We start from the raw sequence: 15,694 nt of genomic DNA on the forward strand, positions 1-15,694 counted from the left end.
AACAGGTGGAAATCACCTTCATGGTCGCGCTGGTAATAGCGTTGGCCCTTTTCTTTGACTTCACCAACGGGTTTCACGACACAGCCAATGCGATGGCCACGCCTATCGCCACGGGGGCCATCAAGCCCAAGACCGCGGTAGCCTTGGCGGCCGTCCTCAACCTGGTGGGCGCCTTCCTCTCAACGGAGGTAGCCAAGACCATTTCCGGCGGCCTCATCCGGGAAGGGTCCGATGGCATCCACATCACCCCGGACATCATCTTCGCCGGGCTTATGGGCGCTGTCCTGTGGAACATGGTCACGTGGCTTAAAGGCCTCCCGTCCAGTTCCTCCCACGCACTCTTCGGCGGCCTCATAGGAGCTGCCGTGGTGGGCATAGGCCTGCATTCGATCAACTTCGAGACCGTGCTCCTCAAAGTCATCCTTCCGGCCGTTTTCGCTCCGTTGATTGCCGGTGGAGTGGCCTATATCTGTACCCGCCTCGCCTATGCGCTGACATCGCGCCACGATCCCGAGACGGGAGACAAGCTCACCCAAAAGCGCGGTGGTTTCAGGACGGGCCAGATCTTCACCTCCAGCCTCGTCGCCTTGGCGCATGGAACCAACGACGCCCAGAAGACCATGGGCATCATTACCTTGGTCCTGATCGCAGCCGGTACGCAGGCGCCCGGCTCCGGGCCGCAGTTCTGGGTGATCGCAGCCTGTGCCTTCGCAATCGCCATCGGAACCTATGCAGGTGGCTGGCGCATCATCCGCACCATGGGTTCCGGCCTTACCGAGGTCAAGCCCGCCCAGGGCTTCTCGGCTGAGACGAGTACGGCGTCGGCGATCCTTGCCTCCTCGCACCTTGGCTTCGCCCTCTCCACCACGCAGGTTGCTTCCGGATCCGTCATTGGTTCAGGACTCGGCCGCAAGGGCACCTCGGTCCGGTGGGGCACTGCCGGGAAGATTGCCCTGGGTTGGCTCTTCACCCTTCCGGCCGCCGCCATTGTCGGCGCGCTCACCGCCCTGCTGGTCAACATCGGTGTGGTAGGTGTGGTCATCGCGGCGGTCGCAGGTACGGCCGCGATCCTGTTCATGTTTGTCGCCTCCCGGAAATCCCACGTGGGCCACCACAACGCCGTGGAAGTCGAAGAGGCAGGCCACGCTGTCCGCTTCCGGAAGAAGAAGAAAGCCAAGGGTGCTCAGCGATGAAATGGTTGGAACTGCTTGAAGTAGCCGGTGTCACGCTCGTGGCGGCCGTGACCCTCGTGGTGTTGTATTCCCTGGGTGTGCGCTTGACAGCCATTGCCGGTGACGCCCAGCAAAAATCGCCCGCCCTGGTCAGGTCCCTCGCCTATGTCTGCTTCGGTGTCTGCGGCCTGGCCGTACTGTTCGGGATTTACCTGATCGTGCCCTACTTCGGAAAGTAGCGGGAGAGCGCGGCCGCTCTGGCAGTAAAGTCCATTCGGGAGAATAATCAGCAGTGAACTTACATCACTGCATGATGGTGATCCGGCAGATGTGGGGCTGTCATGAAGAGCCAATCCCTAAGCCACGTCATCGGACTGGCCTTGGTCCCGGTCCTGATGCTGGGACTCACTGCGTGCCTGCCGCCCGCCGGGAATCCTGACAGTCCGTCTCCCAACCCGGCGCCTTCGGCAACCACCGCTTCCGCCGCCGCCCAGCCCACCGCCGTCGGACCTACCGCCCAACAGCCAGTGGGACCCGCCGGCCCGGCAGCCCCCCAAGCTGAAGCGCCCGTGGTCCGCTGGGTCCCGGTGGGACCCGTTGGCCCCAACGACCCCACATCCGGCCAGCGCTACCTCCTCCTGCAGCAGTTGCAGTGCGATGCCCTCGCCCTCAACGTCGACGGCGACCAGGAGGCGGCCGTGTGGCAGGCCGCGGCTGCTGTCTGCAAGGCGCTCCAGACCGGCAGCCAGCAGGACTGGGCGAAAGCGTCCACTGCGGTAGCCGCGACGCCGCGCATCCCGCAAACCCAGTGCCTCGAGTCGACTGTGGCAGCCACATCGGCTGCGGTGCTTGCCCAACACCGGGTCAGTCCCTCGCTCACCCTGCAGCCGACGGCGGCTCCCGGCCAAGCTTGTCCACGCCACCTCAGTGGCCTCACGGTGGTTGACCAAAATTTGTTGCCGGTGCCGGGGCTGCAACGCGCAGCGGGGCCGCGCGCAGGCGGCACCATCGTTCGCCTGGACGGGTACTACGTGCGCGTGGGCGAGGTCCGTTTCGACGGCAGTCCGGCGCAGCAGGACCCGGTGGTCAAATACGACGGCGATTACCAGACGATGTACATCCAGATGCCGCCGGCAGCACCCGGCAGCGATACCGTCAAGGTTTCCATCACTGACACGGTGGACATCACCGGCACGGTGACCTTCTTCTATGAGGACGCGGCCAACGCCCAGCCGGATCCCACGGCAAGCCCGGGCCCCTCGGCGGTCAGTTCCAGTCCCTCACCCGGCAGCCCTTCCGCGACGCCGTCACCGACGGCAACGCCATGAGCGCAGGCGCAGTGCCGGACGCCGCCCGGGAAGCGGAACCGCAACCAGAGCCAACAGCCACCACCGAAACAGCGGACCTCAATCTGGTCAATACCCGCTGGCAGCGCACTTTGGACGTGCTGTCCGTGATCGGCCCACCCCTGACGGTAGCCACGGCCCTCCTGGTCTACTTTGGCTGGGCGCGCACCGACGCGCAGGCCAAGGCCATGGGCCTGGACGTGAGCCTGTTTGGCTACACGGTCCAGGATTTCATCCTGCGGAGCATCCAGTCGCTGTTCCAACCCCTCGCATGGCTCGTGGTGCTGGGCTTGCTGTGGCTGATGCTGGACCGCGCGGTCTCCCGGCTTTTGGGCGCAGCCCGGCACAGGGTTCTGCTCCATCGGACAGCCATGGTGGTGGTGGTCCTCGGATTCGCGTATGCCGCGGTGATGTGGGTGGTGGTGGTTGCCCAGCCAGACCGCACGCTGCTCTACGTTCCCTTCCTGATCGCTGCCGGGCTGGTGGTGGGTGCCTGGGGCCTCAGCGTCCGGCGCCGTTCGGCACCGCCAGCCAGGAACCTCAGGTTGACGCCGAAGGCACTGGAGCGGTCGCTGGTTTTCGTGTTGGTGACGTTGCTGCTGTTTTGGGGCACATCGGACTATGCACAGGCGTTGGGCCGCGGTGCCGCCGTCGACTACCAGCAACGGTCCAGCCTCCTGCCAACGGCTGTGGTGTACAGCAAGGAACGGCTCGCCGTCACCGCTCCCAATGTGCGCGAGGAATCGGCAGGAACCGATGCTGCTCCGCTGTACCGGTACTCGGGGCTGCGGCTGCTGGTAGTGAGCGGCGGCCGGATCTTCCTGCTCAACGATGGCTGGACGCTGGCTCAAGGCCGCGTGGTGGTGCTGCGCGATGACGGCAGCGTCCGGGTGGAGTACGGAAACGCCGGATCCAACTGAAGCGCTCCACTGGCTGCTCCAGGCCGGCGGATTGGCTAGTCTGGGGCCATGCCACTCTTCCAGTACTACGTCGCGTCCACCATTGACGGCTTCATCGCCTCACCCGAGGACGATCTCGGATGGCTGCTCCAGTTCGACCAGGTGGAAGGCGTCAGCGGAAGCTACGAGTCTTTCTTCGCAGGAGTGGGAGCGATTGCGATGGGCGGCGAAACGTATCGCTGGCTCATGGAGCATGAGGCCGGGAAATGGCCCTACCCGGACCATCCGTGCTGGGTGTTCACGCACCACGAATACCTTGCGCCATCGGGCGCCAACGTGACGTTTGTCCGGGGCGACGTCCGCGAATTCGCTCCGGACCTGGTGGCCGATGCCGGGGACAAGAACGTTTGGCTTGTCGGTGGTGGCGACCTCGTGGCACAGTTCGCCAATGCGGGACTGCTCCACGAGATGATCGTCACCATCATTCCCGTGGTACTTGGCGCGGGGAAGCGGCTTTTGCCGTTGAAGGGCCCGACGGCGCCGCTTGAGTTGGTCTCGTCGCGCATCCTCGGTGGCGCGGCGGCCGAGCTCCATTACCGCTTGCCCCGGAAGGGGGCTTAGTCCGCCGGGGCGCCGCCCGGACCGTCGGTTCGTTGCGGACGGTTGTCCCGGATCATGTTGGTGATCCGGGCGGTGGACAGCCGGCGTCCCTTCTCGTCGGTGATGACTATTTCGTGGGTAGCCAGGGTCCCGCCGAGATGGATGGCGGTGCACGTGCCCGTCACGGTGCCGGCGGCAACGGACCGGTGGTGCGTGGCGCCCACTTCGATTCCCACGGCATGGCGGTCCTGCCCGGCGTGCAGGGACGCGGCAAAGGACCCAAGGGTTTCCGCGAGGACTACATGCGCCCCGCCATGCAGGATGCCGGCCACTTGCGTGTTTCCCTCCACGGGCATCGTGGCAACGGTGCGCTCGGCGCTGAGCTCTGTGAAGCGGATGCCCATTTTGACTACCAGGGCGCCCACGCCGTGGGCGGATAGCCAACCATGGAACTCCTCGGGGATGCCTGCCTGGTTCAGTTCGTCGACAAACCGGTTCGGCGTGAAATTGTCCATCATGCCAACTAGGCTGGCACCTGTGAGTGAAACAACCAAACCGGACCAGGTTCCAACGGCCCAGGCTGCTGCCGTCGCAACGGCACCAGCACCCTCTTCCGCAGCAACACCTTCCATCACAGGGGAGGAGCGGCCCCGGCTGCTGGTCCTGGACGGCCACTCCATGGCGTTCCGCGCCTTCTACGCGCTTCCCGCGGAGAATTTCTCCACCGCCCGTGGCCAGTTCACCAACGCCGTGCACGGCTTCACGTCCATGCTGATCAACTTGATCAAGGACCAGAAGCCCACCCACGTTGCCGTGGCCTTCGACGTCTCGGACGACACCACCTTCCGCAAGGCCGAGTACAGCGAATACAAGGGTGGCAGGAATGCCACGCCGGCCGAGTTCGCGGGACAGATCGGCCTGATTGCGCGGGTGATGGAAGCGTGGGGCATCAAGACCATCGCGTTGCCCGGCTATGAAGCGGACGACATCCTGGCCACCTTGGCATCCCAGGGCGACGCCGAAGGGTTCGAGGTCCTGCTGGTCTCGGGAGACCGGGACTCCTTCCAGCTCATCAATGACAACGTGTTTGTCCTCTACCCCAAGCAGGGCGTCAGCAACATTCCCAAGCTTGACGCGGCAGCCATCGAGGAGAAGTACTTCGTCAAGCCCGCTTTCTATTCCGACCTTGCAGCGCTGGTCGGCGAGACAGCGGACAACCTGCCGGGCGTTCCGGGCGTCGGTCCCAAGACGGCCGCCAAATGGATCAACCTTTATGGCGGACTTGAAGGCATCCTCGAGAACCTGGACTCCATTGGTGGCAAGGTGGGTGGGGCGCTCAAGGAAAACGTCGAGAACGTCAAGCGCAACCGGCGCCTCAACCAACTGCTGACGGACCTGGAGCTCCCGGTCTCGCTGGCCGACCTCCACGAACCCCGTCCGGACCGCCAGGCGGTGGAGGACCTCTTCGAAGAACTTGAGTTCCGCACCCTCCGCACCCGGCTGTTCGACCTCTACGGCGATGACACCGCCGGCGCAGCCCCGGACACCATCGACGCCCCGGAACACGCCGTGTTGTCCGATGCTGCCGGCCTGGAAGCATTCTTCGCCGCCGGCTCGGGCATGCGCTCTGCGGTTTCCGTGCAGTTCGTTCCCGGGCGCATCGGCGAAGACGCTTCAGCCATTGCCGTGGTCCGGAACAACGGAGCCGCGTTCATCGAACTCAGCGGGCTGGATGCTGCCGCGGAAGCCGTCCTGGCCACTTGGCTCAAGGATCCCGAGGAAGCCAAGATCCTCCACGAGTTCAAGTCCGCCCTCAAGGCCCTGCACAACCGTGGCCTGGGCCTGGAAGGCGTGGTGGATGACACTTCCATCTCCGGTTACCTCATCCAACCTGACCGGCGCAGCTACGATCTCGCCGAACTCGCCCAAGTGCATCTCAAGATCACTATTGGTGCGGCCGCGGCTCCCTCGGGCCAGCTGGAACTGGACCTTGCCGGGGACAGCGACCAGGCCGCCGCCGCGGCGCTGGTCCAGCAGGCCGCCGTCGTGCACGCCCTCAGCAAGCACTTCGAGAAGGAGCTTGCCGAGCGAAAGGCAGATGCCCTGCTGACCACGTTGGAACTCCCCGTGGCCCGTGTCCTGGCGCACATGGAACTGACCGGCATCTACGTCTCCATGGACCGGATGAACGAGCAGCTCGCCGACCTGACCAAGGTGATCGAGAATGCCCAGGAGCAGGCGTTCGCCGCGATCGGCCACGAGGTCAACCTCGGATCCCCGAAGCAGCTGCAGACTGTCCTGTTCGAGGAACTCGGCCTGCCCAAGACCAAGAAGATCAAGTCCGGCTACACCACGGACGCAGCCTCGTTGAAGGCCCTGCTGGAGAAGACCGGCCACGAGTTCCTGGTCCAGCTCATGGCCCACCGCGAATCGTCCAAGCTGGCCCAGATGGTGGAGACACTCAAGAAGTCCGTTGCGGAGGACGAGCGGATCCACACCACGTACGCCCAGAACATCGCCGCGACCGGACGTATTTCCTCCAACAACCCCAACCTCCAGAACATCCCCGTCCGAAGCGAGGAAGGCCGCCGGGTCCGTGGCATTTTCGTGGTGAGCGAAGGCTACGAATGCCTCTTGTCTGCGGACTACTCGCAGATCGAAATGCGCATCATGGCCCACCTTTCCGGGGACGAGGCACTGATCCAGGCGTACCGGGACGGCGAGGACCTGCACCGTTTTGTGGGCTCCAGGATCTTCAATGTGGCCCCCGAGGACGTCACCAGTGCCATGCGCTCCAAGGTGAAGGCGATGTCCTATGGCCTGGCTTATGGTTTGACGTCCTTCGGCTTGTCCAAGCAGCTGGAAATCTCGGTGGATGAAGCCCGTACGCTCATGAAGGACTATTTCGACCGCTTCGGCGGCGTGCGCGACTACCTCCGCGGCGTTGTGGACCAGGCCCGTGTTGACGGCTACACGGCCACCATCGAAGGTCGCCGCCGCTACCTGCCGGACCTGACCAGCACCAACCGCCAGGCACGCGAAGCTGCCGAGCGCATCGCGTTGAACTCGCCCATCCAGGGTTCGGCTGCGGACATCATCAAGCGGGCCATGCTCGGCGTGGCGGCCGAATTGGCAGGTCAGGGCCTGAAGTCCCGACTCCTGCTGCAGGTACACGACGAACTCGTCCTGGAAGTGGCCCCCGGCGAACGCGAGGCCGTGGAGAAGCTCGTGGCGGAGCAGATGGGTGCCGCCGCGGAGTTGTCCGTTCCCCTCGACGTCCAGATTGGCGTCGGTTCGAGCTGGCACGAGGCCGGACACTAGGACTTCCGAACGTCCGCAGGAGGGCGCGCCGCCGCGATGGTGGCGCGCCTTCCTGCTGCTGGCTAGGCTCGGGATCGTGGCTGATCCGAATGAAACGAACCAAGCAAAGTACACCGTCCACCGATTCCCCGCCGCCGGCCAGGACAACCCTGGTTACGCCCGCAGCGCGGCATGGGTCCACGCAGTCTCCCACGGCTTCCACCAGCACCGTCGGAACGAGGAGTTCGTCGCCAAGACGCTCGCCAGCTACGCCGTCGACCAGCGCGAGCTGACCGGCGTGTACGTCGAAGGCGACGTACCCCAACACTCCGTGGGTGCCGACGTTCCGGTTGCCACGTATGGCACCATGCGCAAGCCCCTCAACATCGGCTTCGGCCGGCAACTCGAGTCCAACCTTGTCACCGCAGTCACCGTCCGCGGCACCCACCGGCGCCAAGGCATCCTGCGCGGCATGATCACCGCCGACCTCGAGGGGGCCAAGGATGACGGCCTGGCCATGGCCGCGCTCACGGCCTCCGAGGGCACCATCTATGGACGCTTCGGGTTTGGCGTGGCCACCTTCGAGCGGAGCATCAAGGTGGATACCGGTCCCCGGTTCCGTGTCCGCGGGCCAATGACGGGAACCGTGGAAGTGGCAGATCCGGCAGTCCTGCTGGACATCGCACCGCAGATTTTCGAGCGCGTCCAGCGCGCCACCCCGGGGTCCATTGGACGCCAGGAGTATTACCGGCTCCTGGCATCGGGTTCGATCGACCATGATGGGCAACCGGACCTTGCCGTACGCAGCGCACTGCATTACGACGCCAAGGGAACCGTTGACGGCTACGTCTCCTACCGTTTCAAAGGGTGGGACGCCAAGCCCTTCACCATGGAGGTTGTTGACCTCGTGGCCGGCAACGATGCCGCGTACCTCGACCTGTGGCGCTTCCTGGGCAGCATCGACCTGATCGACGTGGTCACCTGGAATGAGGCCCCGGTGGATGATCCCCTGGCCTGGGCGCTGGAGGATCCACGCTGCATCGATTCCTCCGACGTCCGGGACATGCTGTGGCTCAGGATCCTCGATGTGCCCGCGGCTTTGGCCGCCCGGCACTATCCCGTCACAAGCAAACTGGTCCTGCAGGTTTCGGATACCCTCGGCTTGGCTGGCGGCACGTGGGAAATCGCGTCCGACTCCGGTTCCGCCACAGTGCGGGACGTTGCCGGCACGGACCCGGACCTCAGCCTCGACGTCTCTGACCTGGCGTCGATCTACCTCGGCTCCGTGTCGCCCGTGACCCTCGCCGCTGCCGGCCGGATCCAGGTCCACGCACCCGGGGCAGCTTTTGCGGCCCAGCAGTTGTTTGCCGTTGAACGGCCGGCGCACTGCCTCACGCATTTCTAGTTCCATCCACAGCTCAACAACTGCATAGCACGCAACAAGAAGAGGGACATCCATGGGGGATTCCAAGCGGCGGCCGCTGGCCGGCCGGCGATCAGTGCTGCTTGGAATGGCGGGCCTCGCGTCCGCCGCCCTGGCCGCATGTTCCACCGACGGCGGGAGCGACGCGCCATCTGCGGGGCCCGCCCCCGGCAGTGCCGGTCCGGCCACTCCGCCGCCGTCCATTGCCGAACTGTCCAAGGAGGAAGAAGCAGCGGCCTTGGCGGTACGGAACCACGGTCAACAAGCTGGAGGCGTCGACGCCGGCAGCGGTGAAGCCACCGGCGGCGTGGACGCCGGAAGGGGAGCACCGGCGTCGAACGCTGTGCCTGCGCCGCCCGGCAGGGAGCAAATCCTGGCCGAATTCAGTGCCTTGCGCCCCAAGGAGTGGGGACTGCACGTGACAGGCGTGGTGGACAAATCACCTGGCCGCCACGTGGCCCTGACGTTCGATGCCTGTGGCGGTCCCGGCGGGGCCGGCTGCGACCACAAGTTGCTGGCGACCCTCCGCAGCCTCAAGGTGCCGGCCACGTTGTTCGTCAACAGCCGCTGGCTGGCCGCGAACCCGTCGCTGGCTGCCGACCTCGCCGCCGAACCGTTGTTCGAGCTTGCCAACCACGGAACGCGGCACCTGCCGCTGTCCGTCAGCGGACGGGCGGCCTACGGCATCACGGGCACGGCCAGCGTGGCGGACGCCTATGACGAGTTGACCGGGAACCAAGCCGTGCTGCACTCACTGACCGGCACCTGGCCCCGCTTCTTTCGTCCCGGTACGGCCTATTACGACGACGTCGCGGCGGCCATGACGCGCAGGCTCGGCATGCTGCCGGTCAACTTCACCATCAATGGCGACGGCGGAGCGACCTTCCCGCCGGCAACGGTCGCCGCCGAGGTGGGCAAGGTGAAAGCGGGCGACATCGTGATCTCGCACTTCAACAGGCCGGCTTCCGGTACCGCCGAAGGCTACGCCAGGGTGTTGCCCCGGCTCCTGGACGGCGGAACCACCTTTGCTCAGTTGGGACAGGTCCTCCCGGCCTGAGGCTGCATGGAGTCCTTTTGACCCTGCTTTGCAGAATCGACTACAATAAACGGGCGTGTACTACGTGCGCGCATCCATTTTGTAATAATCCACAAATCAGGATGACCCGGCCCTTCGCCGTGTTCTGCCGTCCGGACCCGGGCGGCAGCGGTTTGCCTGACCGACATACTATCCACAACGGAGCCCCTACTACATGACCATCACCTCCACCGAGAAGCCCGGTACCCCCGTAGTCGCGATCAACGACATCGGTACCGCTGAGGACTTCCTCGCAGCTGTCGACGCCACCATCAAGTACTTCAACGACGGCGACCTCGTCGAAGGTACTGTCGTCAAGGTTGACCGCGACGAAGTCCTGCTCGACATCGGTTACAAGACCGAAGGTGTCATCCCTTCCCGCGAGCTTTCCATCAAGCACGACGTTGACCCCGGCGAAGTTGTCGCCGTTGGCGATCAGGTCGAAGCCCTGGTTCTCACCAAGGAAGACAAAGAAGGCCGTCTGATCCTCTCCAAGAAGCGTGCTCAGTACGAGCGTGCCTGGGGCGACATCGAGAAGGTCAAGGAAGAAGACGGCGTCGTTACCGGTACCGTCATCGAGGTTGTCAAGGGTGGCCTCATCCTGGACATCGGACTGCGCGGCTTCCTGCCCGCCTCCCTCGTCGAAATGCGTCGCGTCCGCGACCTCGCTCCGTACATCGGTCAGCAGATCGAAGCCAAGATCATCGAGCTGGACAAGAACCGCAACAACGTTGTTCTGTCCCGCCGTGCATGGCTCGAGCAGACCCAGTCCGAGGTTCGCTCCACGTTCCTCAACAAGCTGGAAAAGGGCCAGGTCCGCCCCGGCGTTGTTTCCTCCATCGTCAACTTCGGTGCCTTCGTGGACCTTGGCGGCGTAGACGGCCTCGTCCACGTTTCCGAGCTGTCCTGGAAGCACATCGACCACCCGTCCGAGGTTGTCGAGGTTGGCCAGGAAGTCACCGTCGAGGTCCTCGAAGTGGATCTGGACCGCGAGCGTGTCTCCCTGTCGCTCAAGGCTACGCAGGAAGACCCGTGGCAGACCTTCGCCCGCACCCACGCCCTCGGCCAGGTTGTTCCGGGTAAGGTCACCAAGCTGGTTCCGTTCGGTGCGTTCGTTCGCGTCGAAGACGGCATCGAAGGCCTCGTGCACATCTCCGAGCTGGCTGTCCGCCACGTGGAGCTCGCCGAGCAGGTTGTCTCCGTTGGCGACGAACTGTTCGTCAAGGTCATCGACATCGACCTCGAGCGTCGCCGCATCTCCCTCTCCCTCAAGCAGGCCAACGAGGGCGTTGACGCAGACAGCACCGAATTCGATCCTGCTCTGTACGGCATGGCCGCTGAGTACGACGAAGAGGGCAACTACAAGTACCCCGAGGGCTTCGACCCCGAGTCGAACGAATGGCTCGAGGGCTACGAGGCACAGCGTGCCGCTTGGGAGCAGCAGTACGCTGACGCCCAGGCACGTTGGGAATCCCACAAGAAGCAGGTTGCACAGCACGCTGCCGACGACGCTGCTGCTGCAACGTCCGGCGAAGGCGACTCCGGCGCTACCAGCTACTCCTCGGAGCCGGCTGCTGCTGAGTCCAACGCGGGCACCCTGGCTTCCGACGAGGCCCTCGCCGCCCTGCGCGAGAAGCTCACCGGCAACTAATTCCGCCGCCCTTCGGGGCTGTGCTGAATGGCCAACAAAAGACCCCCACCCTTCCGGTGGGGGTCTTTTGCGTTGCCTGCTGCCTAGGCCTGGCGGGGAACATCGATCCATTCGGTTCCCCGGGGCTCCAGGGTGGAACTCCCGGCCGTCAGTGCAGCCACCCTTGCTTGCGCCTCCTCGATGGCCGGGACATCGTCGGGAAGGGCCAGCCTCAGGACGGCCTGGTGTGCCTGGTACTCTGTTTCCGCCATCACGAAGCCGCTGCTGCGGAGGTCGTTTTCCAAGCGGCCCGCATCGGCATGGGGGACCCCGAGGTCACAGAGCCGCAAGCGCTTCCTGTGCACCAGTGGCGCCCGTTCCAGGGCTGTGGAAACCGATTCGGAGTAGGCCCGCACCAGGCCGCCGGCACCCAGCAGGATCCCGCCGAAGTAGCGAACGACGACGGCACTGATGTCGCTGAGGTCAGTCACCCCGGGTTCCGTCTCACGCTTGATCAACGCCTCAAGCATGGGTATCCCGGCGGTGCCGGACGGCTCTCCGTCGTCGGAGGAGCGCTGGATCATGCGGTCGGGGCCGATCACGAAGGCTGAGCAGTGGTGCCCGGCATCGTGGAACTCCCGGCGTAGCGAGGCAACAAGTTCGCGTGCTGATTCCTCGTCCGCTGAGCGGCGGAGGACGGTGATGAAACGGGACCGTCGGATCTCGAGTTCATGGCGGAAATCGGGTCCCGTGGCGAGGGTCGTGTAGCTGGTCGCGCGGCTTTCGTCCTCATTTTGCACCGCTTCAGTCTAGTGTGGAGGGGTGCTGAAGATTGGGCTGACGGGCGGCATTGCCTCGGGAAAATCGTTGGTGGCCGCTCGACTCCAGGAGTTGGGGGCCACCCTCGTTGACGCGGACCTCCTGGCCCGGCAGGTAGTGGAGCCCGGTACAGCCGGCCTGTCCCAGGTGGTGGCGGCTTTCGGAGAGGGTATTCTCGCTGCGGACGGCAGCCTGGACCGTCCGGCGCTGGGTGCCATTGTCTTCCAGGACCCGTCCAGGCGGCAGACGCTCAACAGCATCATCCATCCCTTGGTCCGTGCGTCGGCTGCTGCAACGCTGGCCGCGGCTGAGCCCGGTGAGATCGTGGTCCAGGACATTCCGTTGCTCGTCGAGACAGGGCAGGGGAGTGCCTTCCATCTGGTCATCGTGGTGGATGCCCCTGACGACGTGCGGTTCCAGCGCATGGTGGAGCTCCGTGGAATGTCTCCGGACGAGGCCCGCTCCCGGATGGCAGCCCAAGCCGGCAGGGAGGAACGCCTGGCCGCGGCAGACGTTGTCCTGGACAACTCCGGCAGCCGTTCGGACATCCTCGGGGCCATCGACTCCCTCTGGTCTGACAGGCTTGTGCCGTTTGCGGAGAACCTCCAGTGGAACCACCGCGCTCCACGTGTGTCCGGCCCGGTATTGTCGGAATCCCTGCCGGAGTGGCCTCTGGAGGCTGCGCGCCTCCTGGCCCGCATCGGGGCGGCAGTTCCCACCGGCATTCTCTCCTTGGATCATGTTGGATCCACGGCCGTCCCCGGCCTGGCTGCCAAAGACGTCCTGGACCTCCAGTTGGGCGTTCCGGACCTTGATGTGGCCGACCGGCTTGCGCCGCTGCTGGCTGCCGCGGGCTTCCCGGTGGTGCAACACGTCACCGGGGACACCCCGAAGCCGTCCCAGCCGGATCCTGCGGGCTGGCTCAAGAGATTCCATGCCAACGCCGACCCTGGCAGGGCGGTCAACCTGCACGTCCGCGTGGCCGGCTCACCGGGATGGCGGTACGCCCTGATGTTCCGCGATTGGTTGCGGGCCGACGCCGACGCCCGGAAGAGCTATGAGTCGCACAAACGGGACCTGGCGGCGCGGTACGCCGAAGATGAGGACACCGCCGGGTACGCCGACGCCAAAGAGCCGTGGTTCACCGACGTTGCCTGGCCCCGCATGGAGGAGTGGGCCACGGACTCAGGGTGGATGCCGCCGTCGTTCACCGCTGAACCCCCGCTGCCGGGTTCTCCCTTGGCGGAAGGGTCCCAATCCGGACAGTAGCTGTCCGTGGGCGGGGGTAGATTGATTCCATGAGCCTTGCCCAGGAAATCAACCGCGTCGTTGCGCCCTTTGAAGTCGTCAGCGAATACAAGCCTGCCGGCGACCAGCCCACTGCCATCGCCGAACTGACCGAGAGAATCACCAACGGCGAGAAGGACGTTGTCCTCCTCGGCGCCACCGGCACCGGTAAGAGCGCCACGACTGCCTGGCTCATCGAGCAGGTCCAGCGGCCAACCCTGGTTCTGGTCCAGAACAAGACGCTGGCAGCACAGCTCGCCAACGAGTTCCGGGAACTGCTCCCCAACAACGCGGTGGAGTACTTCGTCTCCTACTACGACTACTACCAGCCCGAAGCCTATGTAGCGCAGACGGACACCTTCATTGAGAAGGATTCCTCCATCAATGAGGAAGTGGAGCGGCTCCGCCACTCGGCCACCAACTCACTGCTGACCAGGCGGGATGTCATCGTCGTGGCCACCGTGTCCTGCATTTACGGCCTGGGCACCCCAGAAGAGTACATCGCCGGCATGGTGACCCTCCGCAAGGGCGCCGAACTCAACCGCGACCACCTGCTCCGCAAGTTTGTTTCCATGCAGTACACCCGCAACGACATGGACTTCCACAGGGGTACCTTCCGGGTCCGCGGCGATACCGTCGAAATCATCCCCATGTATGAGGAACTCGCCATCCGGATCGAGTTCTTCGGCGATGAGATCGAAAACATCCAGACCCTTCATCCACTGACCGGCGAAGTCATCCGCGATGAGCAAGAGATGTACGTCTTCCCGGCCTCGCACTATGTCGCCGGACCCGAGCGGATGGCACGGGCCATCAAACGGATCGAAGATGAATTGGCCGACCGGCTCAAGGTCCTGGAAAGCCAGAACAAACTGGTGGAAGCCCAGCGCCTCCGGATGCGCACCACGTACGACCTCGAAATGATGCAGCAGATGGGATTCTGCAACGGCATTGAGAACTACTCCGCCCACATTGACGGCCGCGCCGCCGGGACGGCTCCGCATTGCCTGCTGGACTACTTCCCGGACGACTTCCTCCTGGTGGTGGACGAATCCCACGTCACCATCCCGCAGATCGGCGCCATGTATGAGGGCGACATGTCCCGCAAGCGAAACCTCGTGGACTTCGGCTTCCGCCTGCCCTCGGCCATGGACAACCGGCCACTGAAATGGGACGAGTTCCTGGAGCGCATCGGCCAGACCGTTTACCTCTCGGCAACGCCCGGCAAGTATGAGCTCGGCAAGGCAGACGGCTACGTCCAGCAGATCATCCGGCCCACCGGACTCATCGACCCGGAAGTGGTGGTCAAGCCCACCAAGGGCCAGATCGACGACCTGCTCGAAGAGATCCGGACCCGGACCGCCAAGGACGAACGTGTCCTGGTGACCACCCTGACCAAACGAATGGCCGAGGACCTCACAGACTACTTGGTGGGTCACGGCGTCAAGGTGGAGTACTTGCACTCGGACGTGGACACCCTCCGCCGAGTGGAGTTGCTCCGGGAGCTTCGGATGGGGGTCTTCGATGTCCTGGTGGGTATCAACCTGCTCCGTGAAGGCCTCGACCTGCCTGAAGTGTCACTGGTCAGCATCCTGGACGCGGACAAGGAAGGCTTCCTACGTTCCTCCACGTCCCTGATCCAGACCATCGGCCGTGCGGCCCGAAACGTCTCCGGCCAGGTCCACATGTACGCGGACAAGATCACCGATTCCATGGCGCACGCCATCGATGAAACCAACCGGCGCCGCGCTATCCAGGTGAAGTACAACCAGGAGAACGGCATCGATCCCCAGCCACTGCGCAAGCGGATCGCCGACATCACGGACCAGCTCGCCAAGGAAGACGCCGATACGCAGGAGCTGCTCAACAACAACCGGCTGGCCAAGGGGGCGAAACGCAGCAAATCCACCGCCAAGGGAGCAGCCACCGTCCGGCAGGATGGCCTCGCTGCCGCACCGGCCGAAGACCTGGTTGGCCTCATCGAGCAGCTGACGGAGCAAATGCACGGCGCCGCCGCAGAGCTGCAGTTCGAGGTCGCGGCAAGGATCCGTGACGAAGTCAAGGAGTTGAAGCGCGAATTACGCCAGATGCAATCCGCAGGGCACGCCTAAGGTAAAGTTAGGTCCACGTAGGGGAGTATCCC

At 64.5% G+C, this 15,694-nt stretch carries 13 protein-coding genes; 11 read left to right on the top strand and 2 right to left on the bottom strand.

Annotation, left to right across the window (positions count from 1 at the left end; translation table 11 throughout):
• Positions 1 to 5: 5 nt before the first annotated feature.
• The 5 genes from ACIQTZ_RS03930 (at position 6) to ACIQTZ_RS03950 (ending at position 4,038) form a co-directional block, all read left to right on the top strand.
• Positions 6 to 1,193, top strand: a complete 1,188-nt coding sequence (locus ACIQTZ_RS03930; RefSeq protein ID WP_402942640.1) for an anion permease — start codon at positions 6 to 8, stop codon at positions 1,191 to 1,193.
• Complete coding sequence (locus ACIQTZ_RS03935; protein WP_397321752.1) at positions 1,190 to 1,411, top strand: hypothetical protein; 222 nt, start codon at positions 1,190 to 1,192, stop codon at positions 1,409 to 1,411. Before ACIQTZ_RS03930 ends, ACIQTZ_RS03935 begins: the two co-directional genes overlap by 4 nt.
• A 102-nt stretch (positions 1,412 to 1,513) precedes the next feature.
• A complete protein-coding gene (locus tag ACIQTZ_RS03940; RefSeq protein WP_402977713.1) occupies positions 1,514 to 2,500 on the top strand; it encodes a hypothetical protein in 987 nt (328 codons plus the stop codon).
• Positions 2,497 to 3,438: a hypothetical protein gene (locus ACIQTZ_RS03945; protein WP_402977716.1), complete on the top strand. Its 942-nt coding sequence runs from the start codon at positions 2,497 to 2,499 to the stop codon at positions 3,436 to 3,438. Before ACIQTZ_RS03940 ends, ACIQTZ_RS03945 begins: the two co-directional genes overlap by 4 nt.
• A 48-nt stretch (positions 3,439 to 3,486) precedes the next feature.
• The gene (locus tag ACIQTZ_RS03950) at positions 3,487 to 4,038 is read left to right on the top strand and encodes a dihydrofolate reductase family protein (RefSeq protein ID WP_402977719.1); all 552 of its coding nucleotides are present in this window, start codon (positions 3,487 to 3,489) and stop codon (positions 4,036 to 4,038) included.
• Here ACIQTZ_RS03950 and ACIQTZ_RS03955 read toward each other — a convergent pair.
• Complete coding sequence (locus ACIQTZ_RS03955) at positions 4,035 to 4,535, bottom strand: hotdog fold thioesterase (protein ID WP_402977722.1); 501 nt, start codon at positions 4,533 to 4,535, stop codon at positions 4,035 to 4,037. The genes ACIQTZ_RS03950 and ACIQTZ_RS03955 overlap by 4 nt on opposite strands.
• Before the next feature lie 160 nt (positions 4,536 to 4,695).
• On the opposite strand from ACIQTZ_RS03955, the gene polA reads away from it, so the two are divergent.
• The 4 genes from polA (at position 4,696) to rpsA (ending at position 11,466) form a co-directional block, all read left to right on the top strand.
• On the top strand, positions 4,696 to 7,338 hold the full coding sequence (polA, locus tag ACIQTZ_RS03960) for a DNA polymerase I (RefSeq protein ID WP_400332620.1): 2,643 nt from the start codon (positions 4,696 to 4,698) through the stop codon (positions 7,336 to 7,338).
• 76 nt (positions 7,339 to 7,414) lie between these two features.
• Positions 7,415 to 8,722 carry a GNAT family N-acetyltransferase gene (locus ACIQTZ_RS03965; protein WP_402977725.1) on the top strand — a complete coding sequence of 436 codons (1,308 nt, stop codon included), beginning with the start codon at positions 7,415 to 7,417 and terminating at the stop codon, positions 8,720 to 8,722.
• Positions 8,723 to 8,774: 52 nt separating this feature from the next.
• Positions 8,775 to 9,797 carry a polysaccharide deacetylase family protein gene (locus ACIQTZ_RS03970; RefSeq protein ID WP_402977728.1) on the top strand — a complete coding sequence of 341 codons (1,023 nt, stop codon included), beginning with the start codon at positions 8,775 to 8,777 and terminating at the stop codon, positions 9,795 to 9,797.
• Between the two features lie 193 nt (positions 9,798 to 9,990).
• On the top strand, positions 9,991 to 11,466 hold the full coding sequence (gene rpsA, locus ACIQTZ_RS03975; RefSeq protein ID WP_397321759.1) for a 30S ribosomal protein S1: 1,476 nt from the start codon (positions 9,991 to 9,993) through the stop codon (positions 11,464 to 11,466).
• An 83-nt stretch (positions 11,467 to 11,549) separates the two neighbouring features.
• On the opposite strand, the gene ACIQTZ_RS03980 is transcribed toward rpsA, so the two are convergent.
• Positions 11,550 to 12,245, bottom strand: a complete 696-nt coding sequence (locus ACIQTZ_RS03980) for an IMPACT family protein (protein ID WP_402977731.1) — start codon at positions 12,243 to 12,245, stop codon at positions 11,550 to 11,552.
• Positions 12,246 to 12,267: 22 nt separating this feature from the next.
• Here ACIQTZ_RS03980 and coaE point away from each other — a divergent pair, with 22 nt between their 5' ends.
• Together coaE and uvrB are read left to right on the top strand one after the other, a co-directional pair.
• On the top strand, positions 12,268 to 13,533 hold the full coding sequence (gene coaE, locus ACIQTZ_RS03985) for a dephospho-CoA kinase (RefSeq protein ID WP_402977734.1): 1,266 nt from the start codon (positions 12,268 to 12,270) through the stop codon (positions 13,531 to 13,533).
• A 29-nt stretch (positions 13,534 to 13,562) separates the two neighbouring features.
• Positions 13,563 to 15,662: an excinuclease ABC subunit UvrB gene (gene uvrB / locus ACIQTZ_RS03990; protein ID WP_402942613.1), complete on the top strand. Its 2,100-nt coding sequence runs from the start codon at positions 13,563 to 13,565 to the stop codon at positions 15,660 to 15,662.
• Positions 15,663 to 15,694 lie beyond the last annotated feature (32 nt).

The organism is Paenarthrobacter sp. NPDC090520 (assembly GCF_044769205.1).
Classification (GTDB): domain Bacteria; phylum Actinomycetota; class Actinomycetes; order Actinomycetales; family Micrococcaceae; genus Arthrobacter.